The organism is Gordonia aurantiaca, from assembly GCF_039939235.1.
Lineage (GTDB): Bacteria > Actinomycetota > Actinomycetes > Mycobacteriales > Mycobacteriaceae > Gordonia.
In genome coordinates, this window is record NZ_JBDUUF010000020.1 from 12,816 (window position 1) to 27,654 (window position 14,839).

The following is a 14,839-nucleotide window of genomic DNA, read 5'->3' on the forward strand; positions in this document are numbered from 1 at the left end:
CTGTCGCTCCCGGTCCCACAGGCAATCACCAACGTTTCGAGGAGCTTTGGGCAGGCCAGGGGCGACTCTCCAGGAGAAAGACCTGGAGACCTCCGCGTAGAGCCATATCCTGGAAATGTCGCTCTAGTGTCCTGAGTCATTAATTGTCATTCGGTTGATAGACTGGGGAATGGCAACCCGGGGTCCGCGAGCAGTGGATATTGTTCTGACCGATGACGAGCGCCGTGAGCTCGAAGGGTGGGCGCGTCGGCGAATGACGGCCTCGGGTTTGGCGATGCGCTCACGAATCGTTCTCGCTGCCGCTGATGGCGAGTCGAATACCGAAGTGGCACAACGACTCGGCCTCAACCGAGGTACCGTGCGGCGATGGCGAGGCCGGTTCGTCGAGCACCGCTGCGAGGGGTTGCTCGACGAACCCCGGCCCGGGCGACCTCGAACCGTCGGCGACGAGCAGATCAAAGACCTGATCGCCGCAACTCTCGAGACCACTCCGAAGAATGCGACACACTGGTCGACTCGGTCGATGGCTGAGCATCTCGGCATGTCGCAGTCAACTGTTTCGCGAGTATGGACAGCGTTCGGATTGGCTCCACACAAACAGGATTCGTGGAAGCTGTCGAAAGATCCCATGTTCACCGAGAAGGTCCGCGACGTCGTCGGGCTCTACATGAACCCACCCGAACGTGCCCTGGTGCTCTGCGTTGACGAGAAGACCCAGATCCAAGCGCTCGATCGCACCCAGCCGATCTTTCCCATGCTCCCGGGCACCCCGCAACGGGCCAGCCACGACTACGTGCGCAACGGCACCTCCAGCCTGTACGCGGCGTTGGACATCGCGTCGGGCAAAGTCATCGGTTCGCTTCACTCACGGCATCGCGCAACGGAATTCATCGGATTCCTCCGCAAGATCGACGCCGAAGTACCCGACGAGCTCGACGTCCACCTGGTCATGGACAACGCTTCCACCCACAAGACACCCGCGGTCAAACGATGGCTGACCTCGCACCCGCGGTTTGTTGTCCACTTCACCCCCACCAGCTCATCCTGGATGAACCTCGTCGAACGCTGGTTCGCCGAACTGACCACCAAGAAACTCCAACGCTCCACCCACCGCACCGTACGAGCACTCAATGCCGACATCAGAGCGTGGATCGAGACCTGGAACGACAACCCCCGCCCCTACGTGTGGGTCAAGACCGCTGACCAGATCCTCGACTCCATCGCCCACTACTGCACACGAATTAATGACTCAGGACACTAGCGGAGGTCTCCTTGCTTGGTCTCGTCGCCGTCACCGACACGCGACGGCGGGGTGGCTCACGCAGAGGTGGCGCCAAGCCTCGATCGAGAACTGTCCGACCTCTGGGTTGCAATCCGCAGGCGTTCGGCGACCGATGTCGCGCCCACAACGAATCCCGCTGTCAGGCTGAGCATTGCAATGCCCAGGATCCAGTCGATCCAGATCGGCAGATCGAAGTTTAGTCCGACGTACAGCGGCCAAGATGCTCCAGCGAATACGATCGGTAGCGCTACAGTCGACACGACGAGCGCGACTCCAGCACGCTTCCAGCCCTGAAGAGGGTAGGCAAACGCGTAGATCAACAGGCCACCGACAATGGGAACCGGTGCGAGCTGGGGTGCTACCACGAGGTACTTGAGAGGCGCCTCGCCGTAGTAGTCCCATCCATCGAACATGTTGCCGAGGGTTTCGACGACGATCACCGATGCGCAGGATCCTGCAGCGAGCAGATGTAAAGTGCGGCGGGGTGATCCGCTGGCCATCATGCGTGCAACAAAACAGGGGAGGAGGCCCACCCAGGGGATGTACCCGATGACGAGGAACCATGGGATATCACGCCCCATCCCGTTGTACGCGAACGGATGATCACTCGCGTAAACGATCTGGCCGAGAATATCGTAGAACGGCTCGTTCAACGCGCATATGAAAGCGCCGATGCATGCGAAGACCGGGATCGGGTCTCGCTCGGACAGGCTCCAGTAGATGGCATAGGCGGCCGAGACGAATGCGACCAGGCTGAAGGCCGCAAGTATGTAGAGGGGATCGATCGCCGATTCTATCGATGGCGGATGAGGGATCACGGTGTCTCCTTAACCTGATTACGTTGTCACGGGCCGGTTACAGGCGTTTGTGCGATCGTCTGGGGTTTCGCTGAGACGCGTTCGTAGGTTGCCGTCAATATCGAACCTGGCGCTGCACAGCCTGTTTCGCGTACGAATGGGTCCGTGGCAATGGTTTCGCCAGTATGACACGGAGTCATAGTTGCGTAAAGATCGATCTTCCGGACTGCGCATGTTTCCCAGCCTTCAGGGGCCAGGGGCTTCGACTCGCGCTCCGCAGTCGGGCGGAGAATCGGCGATCTCGGCGAGAGTGTCAGAGTTGAGCGGTTCGCGGTGGGCGCAGGCACGCTGTGTGATGGCTGCCGCCAATGCTGTGAGCCGGACCGGGCGACCGGCATTTTCAGGGCTCGATGCCGGCTACATCGTCTATGAGGGTCTTCAGCGTTCGAGTCAACAACAGGTGGACCTCGTCACGTGTGAGTGTCAGCTCCTTGAGCCACAGGCGACTCGCGTACTTGGCCATTGCGCCGTAAGCGAGCATGTGGACACGGAGCTTGTTCTGCTCCGGGCTGTTTCCCTCGATTCCGAGCGCTGTCAGCATTCGCTCGACCGCGACTAGGTCCGCCTCTCGCATGATCTTGTCGACGTCGTCGGCGGTTCCGCCCGCGTCGATGGCGATGGTCGATATCCACATGTTGCGGTGGCGCCATGCGACGGTGAGGTACCGATCGATGGAGGCATCGATCCGCTCGTCGAGGGTGTCGCCCTTGATAGCGGTCGGAACAACCGCTGGGATGTACGACAGCCGCCTCACTACTTCGAGGTAGAGGTCTCGCTTGGTGCCGAAGTAGTGATGAATCAGTGGACGTCCCACCCCGGCCGCCTCGGCGACATCGCCGATCGAGACCTCGTTGTATCCCTTCTCGAACAGGCGCATTGCGCAGGCGATGATCTGCTCGCGACGCTCGTAGCCGTCCATGCGTTTGGTCTCGGCGGTGTTCCGTGTGGTCATACCGGCCTATCGTCGTGGTGGCATGGCCGGCTCATGTGGCCTGGCCATGAAGTCCGTCAGCTACAAAATACCTACGGCATCACGTGTGGGTGGGGTCCACCTGCGAATGCCACGGTAGCCACGCGGGCAGGTCGTGAGGGACGCGGCCCGGGAAATCTGCCGGGCGCTTCTCTAGAAACGACGAAACTCCTTCGAACGCATCGGGATTCTCGGCGAGTCCCGCGACCAGGCGTGAATCGATGACGCGGGTCCTGTCCGGCGTGGGGTCACCACTGAGCTCATACAGCATGCGTCGGACGACCGCGACCGAGACCGGCGCCGTGTGTGCCACTAGGTCGTGGGCCAGCTCACGCGCGGCGCTGAGGAGTTCACCGGCGGGGTGGACGGAGTGCACCAAACCTGCGTTCTTGGCCTCGTCGGCGCCGAACAGCCTCCCGGACACCATCCAGTCGAGTGCGGTGCCCATGCCGACGAGGCGTGGGAGGAACCATGCCGATGCGCCCTCGGGGTAGATTCCGCGTCTGCTGAAGACGAAGCCGAATCTGGCGTCGGAAGCGGCCAGGCGGTAGTCGGCCGAGAGGATGATCGTCGCGCCGGCGCCGACGGCGGCACCCTGTACGGCCGCGATTACCGGTTTGCTCATTCGATACACGGTCATCGAGCAGCGGCCGGCCGGCTCCTGCCATTCGCCATCCGAGGCGCCCGCGGAGGGGTCGACCTCGAAGGCACCGTCGGAAAGGTCTGCGCCACAGCAGAAGTCTTTGCCGTTCGCGGCGAGTACGACCACCCTGACCAGTTCGTCGTCATCGGCGCGCTTGAGCGCGTGCTCTAGTTCGCGCGCCATCTTCACGGTGTAGCCGTTGCGGGCGTCTGGGCGGTTGAGGGTGACTTGCGCGATGCCTGATCGGTCGACCTCGTAGGTGATGGTCGAATAGCGCGATGTCATACGTCCTCCTTTGCTGCGCGAGAGAACTTGACAGTAAGTCAACACGGTAGGGGCGCGCAAGGTCGTGTGGCTCCACGTTGGCAACGCATTGCCGAAGCATGCACAACATCGGCTGTGAACTGGCGTTCTCGATTTCTGGCAGACGTGTGTGCCGTCGGGGGTGCGAAGACGTAAGTTGCGGCTCATGCACGCGAACTAGTTGACAGATTGACAAGTGTGCGACAGATTAAGGTCGTCGAGTCGATGTGATCCCACATACAGCGACCGGCGTCGGGGATCGGCGTGCCGTCTCGGTGCCGCGTGGGCTCGACGGCGGAACGCAATCGGATGCGAAGGTTGTGATGAACCCTTCTCTTAGTCACCCAACTGCGACGGCAGGTATCCGTCCACGACCACAAGGAGAGTCCTGGTGACTGCTGTCGTGGATCTCCAGCGAGTGGCGGTCGAGGATTCATCGCGGATCAAACCCTTGCAGAAGCTGCTGGCATACCTGAGGGAAGCTCCGGGTCGGACGGTGGACACGATAGGTCGAGCGGCCATCCTGGCAGGGTCGGTGCTTCGGTATGTGATCGTCGATATCTTCCGTCTGAAGCTCCCGATGGACGAGATCGTCGGTGAGATGTGGTTGCTACTCAAGGTGACGACCCTGCCGGCGCTCCTCATGGCTGTGCCCCTCGGCGCGGAGGTCTCGGTCCAGGTCGGTGGCCTCATGAATCAGGTCGGCGCGAGCTCTCTCGCCGGTGCAGCATCGGGCCTGGGCGTGGTGAGTCAGGGGGCTCCCATGGCCGCCGGATTGCTCATGAGTGGTGCCGCGGCATCGGCCATCGCCTCGGATCTCGGATCCCGGGCGATACGGGAAGAGATCGACGCCATGCGGGTGATGGGGATCGATCCGGTCGACCGTCTGGTGATGCCACGATTCATCGCGATGGTGGTGATCGCCCCCATGCTGTGCGTCGTCATCATCGCCGCAGGTGTCACAGCGGGTCTCCTCATTGCAGTCAACGCTAACGACGTTGTGCCGGGCAGCTTCTGGCAATCGTTCGGAGCGTTCGCCACACCAACCGACATCATCTTCGCCATCGCGAAGGCGCTGGTCTTCGCCGCCATGGTCGCCTTGATTGCGAGCTTGCGCGGACTCGAAGCCAAGGGTGGGCCACGGGGTGTCGCAGATGCGGTGAATGCGTCTGTGGTCCTGAGCGTGGTTGCGATCTTCATCGCGAATCTCGTGATGAGTCAGGGACAGTCCATGTTCTTCCACGAACAGCTAGGGTGACACGATGACCGCTTCGCAGTACCGACCGGTGCCACGAGTCACCTCTTCCGTCGCCAAGGCGGCAACTGCCGTGCAGAACGGACTCAGTGGGCTCGGGCAGGTTATCCTGTTCTGTGCCAAGGCGATCGGGACTATCCCGATCACGTTGAAGCACTACCGACAGCAGACCTTCAAGACTATGAATTCGATGGCTTGGGGTCGCGGGTCGTTGATCGTCGACGGCGGCGTGGTGAGTCTCCTGGCCATCCTCGGGGTGGCTGTGGGTGCGGTCATCGCCATCGAGGCCTACGGCGCGTTGAATCTCCTCGGCTTTGGCGCTCTGAGCGGGATCATCGGCTCTTTCGCCAACATCAGGGAGATCGCTCCGATCCTCACCGGCATCGGATTCGCCGCCCAGGCAGGGTGCCGCATGACCGCCGAGATCGGTTCCATGCGAATCTCGGAGGAGATCGACGCGACCGAGGCGCTGGGCATCCGTGCGATCCCGTTCGTCGTGGGTACCCGCCTCGTCGGGGGGATGCTCTGTGTCTTGCCGAGTTATCTTCTCGGCCTGGCGATCAGCTTTGCCACCGGCGCGTTGATCATCAAGGGTTTCCACGGCGAGGCCGGCGGCACTTACGACCACTACTTCGCACAGTTCATCACACCATCAGAAGTGCTCATTTCCGTGATAAAAGCCCTGGTGTTCTGCATTCTGGTGACCCTGATCCACAGCTACTACGGCTATTTCGCGAGCGGGGGGCCTGCAGGAGTCGGTGTTGCCTCCGGCCGTGCGATCAGGGCGAGTCTTGTCGTGATCGTCGTGGCCAACTTTGTCTTCTCGGTCATCATCTGGGGGCTCAGCCCCGAGATGGTCTTCACAGGGTAGGAATCGTGCAACAGGATTTCATCCGTGGATCGGCAGCGCGCCAGCGTCGTCGAACCACTCTGACTGCAGTACTCGCCATCGGCCTAGTCCTGGCGATGATCGTGGTCGTTACCGCCTTCGATCGTTTTCGAGACGATGACTCGATGCTGTCGATCAGTGTCGCGGTCCCGTACGTTGCGCCGGGAGCCGACGAGGGATCGAACGTCATCCTTAACGGCGCCGAGGTCGGGGTTATCGAGCGCATATACCGATCGGGACCCGCCACCGTCACACTAGATCTCGAACTGGACCCCTCCAAGATCGTTGGTCTCACCGACACTTTCGAGATGGACTTCCGGCCGCAGAACTATTTCGGTGTGACAGCACTGAACCTCGTGAAGGGCGAGGGGGGTGGCACGCTACGCAGCGGTGCCAGCCTGACCCGGACGGCTGTGCCGAACTACACAATGTCGACCATGATCGAGCGCGGTTCGATCGTGACCAGCGGTGTCCTCAACGAGCACATGGTCGACACTCTCGATGAGGTCCTCCGCTACACCAATGGGCTCACGCCATTGCTACGTGCCGGCCTCGTGTTCGCCGATCAGGTCGCGAAGACTCAGCGCGCGCTCCCCAGCGAACTGATCGGGGACGCAAATGGGATCCTCGATGTGTTGCCCTCGTTCTTGGGGCAGACGATCGACGCGGGCTACACCATCTATCAGGGCAGGTATAACCGCCAACCGGATGGGTCGATCGGTGTCGACACAAAGACGCTCGACAAGTCCAGTGCGGGCCTCGAGTTGGGTTCGGGTGCGCTGTTCGCAGCAGTGGGGAAGCTCTTGAGGTCCCACAGCGCCGAGCTTATTCCTGCCGTAGAGATCGTCAAGCTCTATGCGGACACCGTTCCCGGAATAGTGTCGCTCGGGACGACGGGGCCGAGGCTTGATGCGGTGGTGGACAGGTTGACCGCAGTATTCGGTGGTACCCCCCAGCGTCCAAGCCTACGCCTGAGACTCGTGCTGGACGACCTGCCGTTGGTCGCAGCGCCGCTCGCGCTGGGCGGTCTGGTCGAAAGGGGATGGAGCCGATGAGGTTGCCGATGTCTTCGGTGAAGACCCTCGCGAAAGTGGGTGTCGTGGCAGCTATCTCGACACTTCTTTTCGTTCTCGTCATGAACGCCGCGACGAACCCGGTGAAGGTCTCCACACAGACCTACACCGCTGACTTCACCGATGTCTCGGGCTTGCGGCCGAACGGTGACGTACGGGTGAGAGGCGTCCAGGTGGGCAAGGTCGAGAGCATCACCGTCGAACGACGAGGTGACCGAACAGTGGCGAAGGTGCAGTTCACCGCCGACCGCGAACATCCCGTGACCACGAACACGAAACTCGCCGTGAAGTACCAGAACCTCACCGGCATTCGCTACATCGACATGGTCACGACACCTGGAGGCCGTCCGGTTGACCACGTCACTCTGCCGAACACCACACCTTCGTTCGACATCACCGAACTGTTCAACGGTCTTCAACCCGTGCTGAAGACCCTTGACACGGACGAGATCAACGAGATCAGCCAGAATGCTCTGGCTCTTCTCGAGGGCGATGGACGAGGTCTGCAGCCGATGCTCGACAGCATCCAGAAGCTGGGGGACCATGTCAAGAACCGCCAGCAGGTCATCTCGACTCTGGTGACCAATCTCGCCCGGATCTCCGATGGCCTCGGCGGGAAGTCGGACGAGATCATCGAGATCCTTCATTCCATCGAGGTACCCGTCGATGCGGCCATCTCCGTGCTGGACGAATTCAATTCGACCGCAAGTCTCGGACCACAGTTCACCGTCCCCGTCGCGAACATTCTGCGAAACCTCGGACTCGAAGAGGGGATGGATTTCAACAAGATGATCGCTGATGCGTTCGGCTCGGCCGAGGCGTTCGGAAGAGCGCTACGTGTGCTTCCAGGTGCACTCAGCGTCGCGAGTTCTCCACGCGTCGGGCTGAGCGTTGCCGGCGGGCGGACATGTTCCAAGGGAAAAGCAGATCTGCCGGCCGACGTGATCATGTTGCTGAACGGGACTGAGGTGACGGTATGCAAGGTCTGAAGAAGCTCCGGTTCAGGGATATCGCCGAGCACCAACGCACCATCGGCATCGTCGCGGTGGCGGTGACTCTTGTCGTGCTGGCGGCCACCATCCTGGTGTACTGGCGGCCCCCGGGACAGCAGATCATCCGATTCGAGACCGAAGACGCGGCCGCGATTTCCACCGGCCAGGACGTCCGGGTCGCTGGCGTCAGCGTAGGCAAGATCGACACCATTGAGCTGGGCCCGAACTCCGTGACGGTGACCGCAAAAGTCGACGACGATGTGTTCGTCGGCGATCGAAGCCGCGTCACGGTCAGGATGCTCACGGCTGTCGGCGGGTACTTTACGACGATCGAGCCCGCAGGCGATGACCCGCTAGGGACGTCGGTGATTCCGACGTCGAGGGTATCCGTGCCCTATTCGATTGCCGATGTTCTTCAGGAAGTGCCGCCCATCACTGACTCCGTACGGGCCGGCGACCTGCACGCGGACATCGAGGAGATCGCGTCCGGTCTGACGGACAACACGAAGTCGATCGGGTCGATGATCAACGGGCTCGACACGATCGCCGGCATCATGGACCGGCAGCGGCGGCAGGTGTCCACGACGCTGGAACTGGCTCAGTCCTACCTCGAGACGTTCAACCTGAATCGTGACTACGTCTTCGCGCTCATCAAGAAGATCGAACTGGTGCTGGCCCGCTACCACGCCACCTGGGCGGGTTTCAACGAGACCTACACGCGCCTGGGTGAGATCGTCGTGCGCCTAAGTCCGGTCACCTGGTTCTACTACGACAACAAAGACCGGTTGTTGGCTGCGGTCACCACCCTCCGAGACGGCTTCAAGAAACTGCAGGACCAGATGAACCCGGTGATCGACCAGTTGACCGCAGTACGCGGAGCCCTCGAGAAACTGGTCGGCAAGGGAGGTCTCCAGCAGGCGCTGGGAGACGTGATCCTTGCGACCGATGTCTGCGTCCCTGTGCCCGGGAGGTCGTGCTGATGAGACGAGGAAGGCTGGTAGCACTCACGTTCGGAGTTCTCGCAGTGGTCGTCGCGCTTGTTGCCGGGATGGTCGCGTATGTCCGGGCCGCCACAGACGAGAATGCCTCCAGGTGTGCCTATTTCACGGACTCGATCGGTTTGTACACCGGTAACCCCGTGACCCAGATGGGATATCGCATCGGTACGGTGACCAGGATTGAACCCCAGGGGCATCGCGTGAGAGTGGATTTCGAACTCGACGTCGATCGGGCAATTCCCCGTGACGTCAAGGCCGTGATCCGTTCGAAGTCGGTGCTGGCGGACCGAAGCCTGGAGTTGGTCGGGAATTACGAAGCTGGGCCCGAACTCATCGCTGGGGAATGCATCGCCATCCATCGCACCTCGACCCCGAAGTCACTGTCGGAGATCACCGGATCCGCAGCGGACTTCCTGAAGGCGCTGTCCCCGGACGACACAGAGTCGATCGACGTCGTTGTCGCCGAGCTGGACAAAGCACTCAAGGGCCAAGGGGACAACATCAACCAGCTGCTGACCCACGCGTCCGGGGCGATGACCGATCCGGACCAGATGGTTGCCGATGTCGGTTCGATCATCACGAGCATGGCGCCGCTCAGCACGACCACCCTGCAGAACTGGTCCACGCTCAAGGACGTGCTCGCCGTGATGCCGAAAGATCTCGAGGCTGCTGTAACGGGGCTTTGGGACGGTGTCGCGACGTTCATCGACGGACTGGGACCGCTGATCGCGGTGCTCTACGATGCACAGCGCAACTACGGCCACGATATCAACGCTGGTCTTGACTACGCGTCGATCGGCCTGCGGATTGCCGCCGGACGATCTGACGACCTCAAGCGCCTACTCGGCGGTCTCCCCGCGATCGCGAACCTGGTTCGTGCTGACCCCGGGCAGTTTCGCATCGCGCATCCCTGGATCGAGGTCAAGACACCGAGTGCCTCTGCGCTGTGCAAGTCGCTCAATGCGGTCCGTCCCACCTCGTGTGCGGGTGCCGGCAACCGCGCGCGGATCAGCGATCTCGGTGTCCTCGATGCCGTACTCGGGCAGGCCGAACGATGAGGGCGAGGAGAGTCGTGAGGATGAGGTCGACGTCGATCGCAGTCGCGATCATGGGCTTGGTGATGGTCGTTACGTCCTGTTCGCTGCGACCCGATGATCTGCCGTCTCCGAACGGGGGGGTCTCAAACGGTTATCCGGTTCGGATCGAGTTCGCGAGCGCATTGAACTTACCGACCGGTGCCAATGTGACCATGGATGGCCTGGTCATCGGTGAGGTCGATGACGTGGATCTGACCGACAGGGCGGTCTCGGTCACGGTGAACATCGATTCCGGGACACGTATACCGTCTTCGGCCACGGCGACGATTCGCCAGGACACGCTGCTCGGTGACACCTACGTGGCCATCGAACGATCGGGTTCGGATACGGCAGACGAACTGTCTCCTGGTGGAACCATCCCTGAAAGCCAAACGAATTCGCCACCGCAGCTCGAGGACACGCTCGCACTTCTCGCGAACTTCGTCAACGGCGGAAACATCCAGAAGCTTCAGACGTCCATCTCGAAGATCAACTCGGTGATGCCGAACCTCAAGGACCTTCGGAATCTCGCCTCGACCGTCGCGACTGACCTGGAGGACATGGCGCGGCGAACGGAGCAGATCGATCGCCTGCTCGAAGGGATGGACAACACAGCGGTCGCCCTAAATCGTAGGGAGGAGAAGATCACGGCCATGCTGAGCCCGAACGGTCTATTGCTGTGGGACCGGTTGTCCAATCAGGTGATCAGGTACATCGGGACACTGCTGCCGTCGATTGGCAGCATATTCTCAGGTGGTGTGTGGCTGGTGCCGATGCTGAACTCTGTGGACGGTGCGATCGCCGCGGTTCGAAACACCGGGACGGATGTGCTGTCCGATTCCCAGAAGGTCGGTGCGTTTCTCCGCCGCACGATCGTGCCGTTCCTGGAACGGCCGTCCGTAAATGTCACCACTGTTGAGGCCAACGGAGAGCGTCGGCTCGCTGATGTGGAGAACCTCATGCGCATGCTCGGAGCGATTCGGTGAGCGCGCGTACCGTGGTCTCGCTGGCAGCCATGCTGGCAATCTCGGCAATTTCTCTCGTCTACATGAGCAGTCTCGGCCTGCCGTTGGAGCTCGACGACAAGAAGACCGCGTCGATGACGATCGGTGACAGCAATGGTCTCGTGGTAGGTTCGCGAATTCTGTTGCGAGGCTCCGATATCGGACGAGTCACGGCACTCAGGCCGAACGCGGAAGGCGTCAGAGTCGATCTCGAGTACGAGAACGATGTCCAGATTCCGACCAGGTCCGACTTCCGGGTCGACAATCTTTCCGCCCTCGGCGAGACATATGTGTCGGTGTCGCCGGTGGTAGAGAGCGGACCCTACCTCGCCGACGGGGAACATATCGATCCGTCCCGAGTCGTTGTCCCGGCGACGATCAAGGAGCTGTCGCAACGCTTCACGAACCTCTTGAACCAGGTGGACGAGAAGAAGATTCAGTCAATCTTCGCTGAAATCGATCGCGGGTTGCCCGAGGGGTCGAGAACGATCGCGACGATAGAACGGGCCGGCATCATCACCGCCGCGATGATGCAGGACACCAGTGGGTCGTTGAATCAAGTGTTGACGAATGCCCAAACCATGTTGCTCGACAGCGGATTCATACCTCCGGGTCTGGGAGGCGCTGCTCCGCACATGGCATCGTTCGGCAAAGGATTCGACGACGTCATGTCTGCGGCCGTGTCGTTCACCCACTTCGCTCCTCTGCCTGATGCGTTGGCTTTCGGGACCGGGCCGCTGTTGAGCAACATCCAGGCGTTCCTCGACCGATCTGCGATGGACATCAAGATCCTCGCCGTCGACCTCCTGCCTGCTGCCCAGTCAAGTGCCCAGTCGCTCCGCAGCATCAATCTCGGAACGCTTCTCGACAGGGCGATGACCGCCACCGCGGTCGGTGGTGCGCTGAGCGTCGAGGTCAGTCCGAGAGGGAAGTGAGCCATGCCAGAAAACCCCGACGCACAGAAGGATCCAGACATGAACGCGACCGAAGTGAAGGACACGGAAGATACCGCTGTGGTGACTGAGCCAGCGACGTCGAAGCCGGAGGACGGTAAGGTGCAAGCGCTCAGTCATGAGACGGCGCCGACACGGGGCCGTGGCATCGCCGGCCGTTCCGTGAGCGTCAGGACACTTGCACTTTCGGTCCTGATCCTCGGACTAGTGATCGCATTGATGGCGACCGCCTGGATGCTGGTGGCCAAGAGCAACGAGCTCGACGCGGTGCACACCCGCGAAGCGAATGAGGCGCGGGCGGAGCAGGTCGCCATGGATTACGCCGTCGGGGCCGCGGCCATGGACTTCAAGAACACCGCCGAGTGGAAAGAGCGCCTCACCAAGGGCACTTCCCCGGAGCTGGCCGATAGGCTGACTCAGGCAGCGACGTCCATGGAACAGATCACTGCGCCTTTGCAGTGGACTTCGACGTCGACTCCGATCGACGCCACGGTCCGTTCTGTCGACGGTGGGAAGTATGTCGTGGACTGCTTCGTCAGCGTGCTGACGAAGAACACCCAGGCTCCGGAAGGGGTGCAGTCCACCGCGACGTACTCGGTCACGATCGACGGCGACAACGGCTGGTTGATCACCGATGTCGGGGGGATCGGCGCCATGCTCGGCCACAAATAGGCTCGAGTCACCAACTTGTGGACCGGATGCCTGACCACACCGTTCACCCCCCCGGGAAGTCTGACCCAAGGAAAGACGAACTCGATGTCATCCAACCTGTTTCATGCGAATTCCGTACACATGGCCATCGAAGCGCCGCCCACCCTGGTGTCGCCGCTACCCTCGTGGGTGATGCTCACGTTCTTCGGCGTGACGGCTCTGGCTTCGGCGTCAGCGGCCGCGTACTGGTCATACCGTCGACGTGATCTCCTCCCGCTCGTCTGCGTTGTGAGTGCGATGGTGTGTGCACTGAACGAACCGATCTTCGACGTTCTCGGGAAGATCGTGTACGCGGACAACGCGATCATCGCCTTCTCCGCATTCGACCGGGAGATTCCCCTGTTCCTGGTAATCGGGTACATCGCCTGGGTCGGCGTGCTGCCGTACGTGATCGCCCGCGGTATGCAGGCCGGATGGTCGGCCAAAGTCCTCTACACGATCTCCATCGTCGACGTCTCGTCGGTTGTCGTCGTCGAGATCGTGAACCATTTCATCCACGGATGGCGGTACTACGGCGAAGCGCCGCTGAACTACTTCGGTGGTGTCGCTGCGATGGCATCCGTTCCACTGGCTGGTGGTTTCCTGCTCTTCGCGCTGGCCTTTCCCCTGAAGGGATGGAAGAGGCTCGCCACCGCTTTCTTCATCCCGGTGTTCTCACTGCCGATGATGTTCGCGGCCACGGGCTGGCCGCTGTACCTCGCGCTTCACTCGGATTACCCGACAATCGTGAATTACGTGGCCGTGGCCGGACTACTCATCCTGATCGTCGCGATGAACATCGGCATCGTCACGCTTACGAAGCACTATCAGGAATGTCGTCGCGACACCGGTGACCGGTCGAACCCGCGATCTTCCGGGCGTCAAGCGCGCCTTGTCGACGCGCTGGTCTGATACCGGGCACACACTCGCCTGTCCGCCTGCCTCTACGCATGACGGAGGCAGGCGGGACACCGAGATCAGGAATATTCACTTCCGGCAGCGACGAGCAACGCCGATGCGCGGTCGAGTAACTCCTCGCGTGAGCACTGAAGCACCCCTCGGACCCACGCAGGGGACTGCTGCACGGATAGGTGACAGTTTGGGTGTCATGGCGCGGTAGCGGCGGTGTTGATCATTGCTTCGAACTCGACGGGCGTCAACCGGCCGAGGCGGGCTTGGCGGCGCCGGCGGTGGTAGGTCCGTTCGATCCAGGTGACGATCGCGATCCTCAGCTGTTCACGGGTGTCCCAGCGTTGGCGGTCGAGGACGTTGCGTTGCAGGAGTGCGAAGAAACTCTCCATCGCCGCGTTGTCCCCGCACGCTCCGACTTTGCCCATCGACCCTGCTAGGCCATGAGTGTTCAAGGCGTGTACGAATTTTCGCGATCGGAATTGACCGGGCTCAACCAGTCGATGCAACACCGGCTTGTTGGAGCAACAATAGCTGCTCGTTGAAGGCCTCAGCGGGAGTCATCCATCCGAGCGACTTCCGAGGGCGCGTGTTCAGCGCGAATGCGACGGCTTCGATGTCTTCGGCGCTCCAGCGGGACAGGTCGGTGCCCTTCGGGAAGTACTGACGCAGCAGCCCGTTGGTGTTCTCGTTCGTGCCGCGCTGCCAGGGCGACTGCGGATCGGCGAAGAACACCGGGATGCCGGTTTCGACGCGGAACTGCGTGTGAGCGGACATCTCCTTGCCGCGGTCCCAGGTCAACGAGCGCGCCAGCTGCGCCGGAGCGCCGACATCGTGTTGGCGAGAGCATTCTTCATCGTGATCGCGCCATAGCCGGCCAACGCCGGCCCGTTCTTCGGCGTCTCCTTGTGCCGATAGCCCTCTTCCCGCGGGAGATGGACGAGC

Annotated in this window: 14 protein-coding genes and 2 pseudogenes; 11 read left to right on the top strand and 5 right to left on the bottom strand. The window is 61.5% G+C overall.

What is annotated here, in order from left to right; genetic code table 11:
- Nucleotides 1-169 precede the first annotated feature (169 nt).
- A complete protein-coding gene (locus tag ABFT43_RS22055; protein ID WP_347962391.1) occupies nt 170-1,261 on the top strand; it encodes an IS630 family transposase in 1,092 nt (363 codons plus the stop codon).
- Nucleotides 1,262-1,317: 56 nt separating this feature from the next.
- Here the strand turns inward: ABFT43_RS22055 and ABFT43_RS22060 are convergent, their stop codons facing one another.
- The 3 genes from ABFT43_RS22060 to ABFT43_RS22070 form a co-directional block, all read right to left on the bottom strand.
- On the bottom strand, nt 1,318-2,100 hold the full coding sequence (locus ABFT43_RS22060; protein ID WP_347962392.1) for a hypothetical protein: 783 nt from the start codon (nt 2,098-2,100) through the stop codon (nt 1,318-1,320).
- A gap of 379 nt (nt 2,101-2,479) precedes the next feature.
- A complete protein-coding gene (locus ABFT43_RS22065; RefSeq protein WP_347962393.1) occupies nt 2,480-3,058 on the bottom strand; it encodes a TetR/AcrR family transcriptional regulator in 579 nt (192 codons plus the stop codon).
- 112 nt (nt 3,059-3,170) lie between these two features.
- Entirely contained in the window at nt 3,171-4,037 is an 867-nt protein-coding gene (locus ABFT43_RS22070) for an enoyl-CoA hydratase-related protein (RefSeq protein ID WP_347962394.1), read from the bottom strand.
- A gap of 460 nt (nt 4,038-4,497) precedes the next feature.
- Here ABFT43_RS22070 and ABFT43_RS22075 point away from each other — a divergent pair, with 460 nt between their 5' ends.
- The 10 genes from ABFT43_RS22075 to ABFT43_RS22120 are packed head-to-tail and all read left to right on the top strand — an operon-like array spanning nt 4,498 to nt 13,897.
- Nucleotides 4,498-5,313 (top strand): MlaE family ABC transporter permease, encoded by an 816-nt coding sequence (locus tag ABFT43_RS22075; protein ID WP_457590214.1) that lies wholly within the window; start codon nt 4,498-4,500, stop codon nt 5,311-5,313.
- Nucleotides 5,314-5,317: 4 nt separating this feature from the next.
- On the top strand, nt 5,318-6,181 hold the full coding sequence (locus ABFT43_RS22080) for an MlaE family ABC transporter permease (protein WP_347962395.1): 864 nt from the start codon (nt 5,318-5,320) through the stop codon (nt 6,179-6,181).
- Between the two features lie 5 nt (nt 6,182-6,186).
- Complete coding sequence (locus ABFT43_RS22085) at nt 6,187-7,254, top strand: MlaD family protein (RefSeq protein ID WP_347962396.1); 1,068 nt, start codon at nt 6,187-6,189, stop codon at nt 7,252-7,254.
- A gap of 8 nt (nt 7,255-7,262) precedes the next feature.
- Nucleotides 7,263-8,261, top strand: a complete 999-nt coding sequence (locus ABFT43_RS22090) for an MlaD family protein (RefSeq protein WP_347962397.1) — start codon at nt 7,263-7,265, stop codon at nt 8,259-8,261.
- The gene (locus ABFT43_RS22095) at nt 8,249-9,244 is read left to right on the top strand and encodes an MlaD family protein (protein ID WP_347962398.1); all 996 of its coding nucleotides are present in this window, start codon (nt 8,249-8,251) and stop codon (nt 9,242-9,244) included. Before ABFT43_RS22090 ends, ABFT43_RS22095 begins: the two co-directional genes overlap by 13 nt.
- Nucleotides 9,245-9,288: 44 nt before the next feature.
- The gene (locus tag ABFT43_RS22100; RefSeq protein WP_347962399.1) at nt 9,289-10,320 is read left to right on the top strand and encodes an MlaD family protein; all 1,032 of its coding nucleotides are present in this window, start codon (nt 9,289-9,291) and stop codon (nt 10,318-10,320) included.
- Nucleotides 10,321-10,340: 20 nt separating this feature from the next.
- On the top strand, nt 10,341-11,324 hold the full coding sequence (locus ABFT43_RS22105) for an MlaD family protein (protein WP_347962400.1): 984 nt from the start codon (nt 10,341-10,343) through the stop codon (nt 11,322-11,324).
- On the top strand, nt 11,321-12,277 hold the full coding sequence (locus ABFT43_RS22110; RefSeq protein ID WP_347962401.1) for an MlaD family protein: 957 nt from the start codon (nt 11,321-11,323) through the stop codon (nt 12,275-12,277). Before ABFT43_RS22105 ends, ABFT43_RS22110 begins: the two co-directional genes overlap by 4 nt.
- A 39-nt stretch (nt 12,278-12,316) precedes the next feature.
- A complete protein-coding gene (locus ABFT43_RS22115; RefSeq protein ID WP_347962402.1) occupies nt 12,317-12,967 on the top strand; it encodes a hypothetical protein in 651 nt (216 codons plus the stop codon).
- Nucleotides 12,968-12,982: 15 nt separating this feature from the next.
- Nucleotides 12,983-13,897, top strand: coding sequence for a hypothetical protein (locus ABFT43_RS22120; protein WP_347962403.1), 915 nt, complete (start codon nt 12,983-12,985; stop codon nt 13,895-13,897).
- Between the two features lie 194 nt (nt 13,898-14,091).
- On the opposite strand, the pseudogene ABFT43_RS22125 reads toward ABFT43_RS22120, so the two are convergent.
- Both ABFT43_RS22125 and ABFT43_RS22130 read right to left on the bottom strand, forming a co-directional pair.
- A pseudogene (locus tag ABFT43_RS22125) lies at nt 14,092-14,379 on the bottom strand (IS3 family transposase); the annotation flags it as partial.
- Nucleotides 14,380-14,386: 7 nt separating this feature from the next.
- Nucleotides 14,387-14,839: pseudogene (locus ABFT43_RS22130) on the bottom strand (IS30 family transposase); the annotation flags it as partial.

What these genes read in the sequence shown, in the direction of transcription:
- ABFT43_RS22095 (WP_347962398.1), top strand. Translation starts at nt 8,249, where the DNA reads ATGCAAGGTCTGAAGAAGCTCCGGTTCAGGGATATCGCCGAGCACCAA.
- ABFT43_RS22070 (WP_347962394.1), bottom strand. Translation starts at nt 4,037, where the DNA reads ATGACATCGCGCTATTCGACCATCACCTACGAGGTCGACCGATCAGGC.
- ABFT43_RS22080 (WP_347962395.1), top strand. Translation starts at nt 5,318, where the DNA reads ATGACCGCTTCGCAGTACCGACCGGTGCCACGAGTCACCTCTTCCGTC.
- ABFT43_RS22090 (WP_347962397.1), top strand. Translation starts at nt 7,263, where the DNA reads ATGTCTTCGGTGAAGACCCTCGCGAAAGTGGGTGTCGTGGCAGCTATC.
- ABFT43_RS22115 (WP_347962402.1), top strand. Translation starts at nt 12,317, where the DNA reads ATGAACGCGACCGAAGTGAAGGACACGGAAGATACCGCTGTGGTGACT.
- ABFT43_RS22105 (WP_347962400.1), top strand. Translation starts at nt 10,341, where the DNA reads ATGAGGTCGACGTCGATCGCAGTCGCGATCATGGGCTTGGTGATGGTC.
- ABFT43_RS22065 (WP_347962393.1), bottom strand. Translation starts at nt 3,058, where the DNA reads ATGGACGGCTACGAGCGTCGCGAGCAGATCATCGCCTGCGCAATGCGC.
- ABFT43_RS22055 (WP_347962391.1), top strand. Translation starts at nt 170, where the DNA reads ATGGCAACCCGGGGTCCGCGAGCAGTGGATATTGTTCTGACCGATGAC.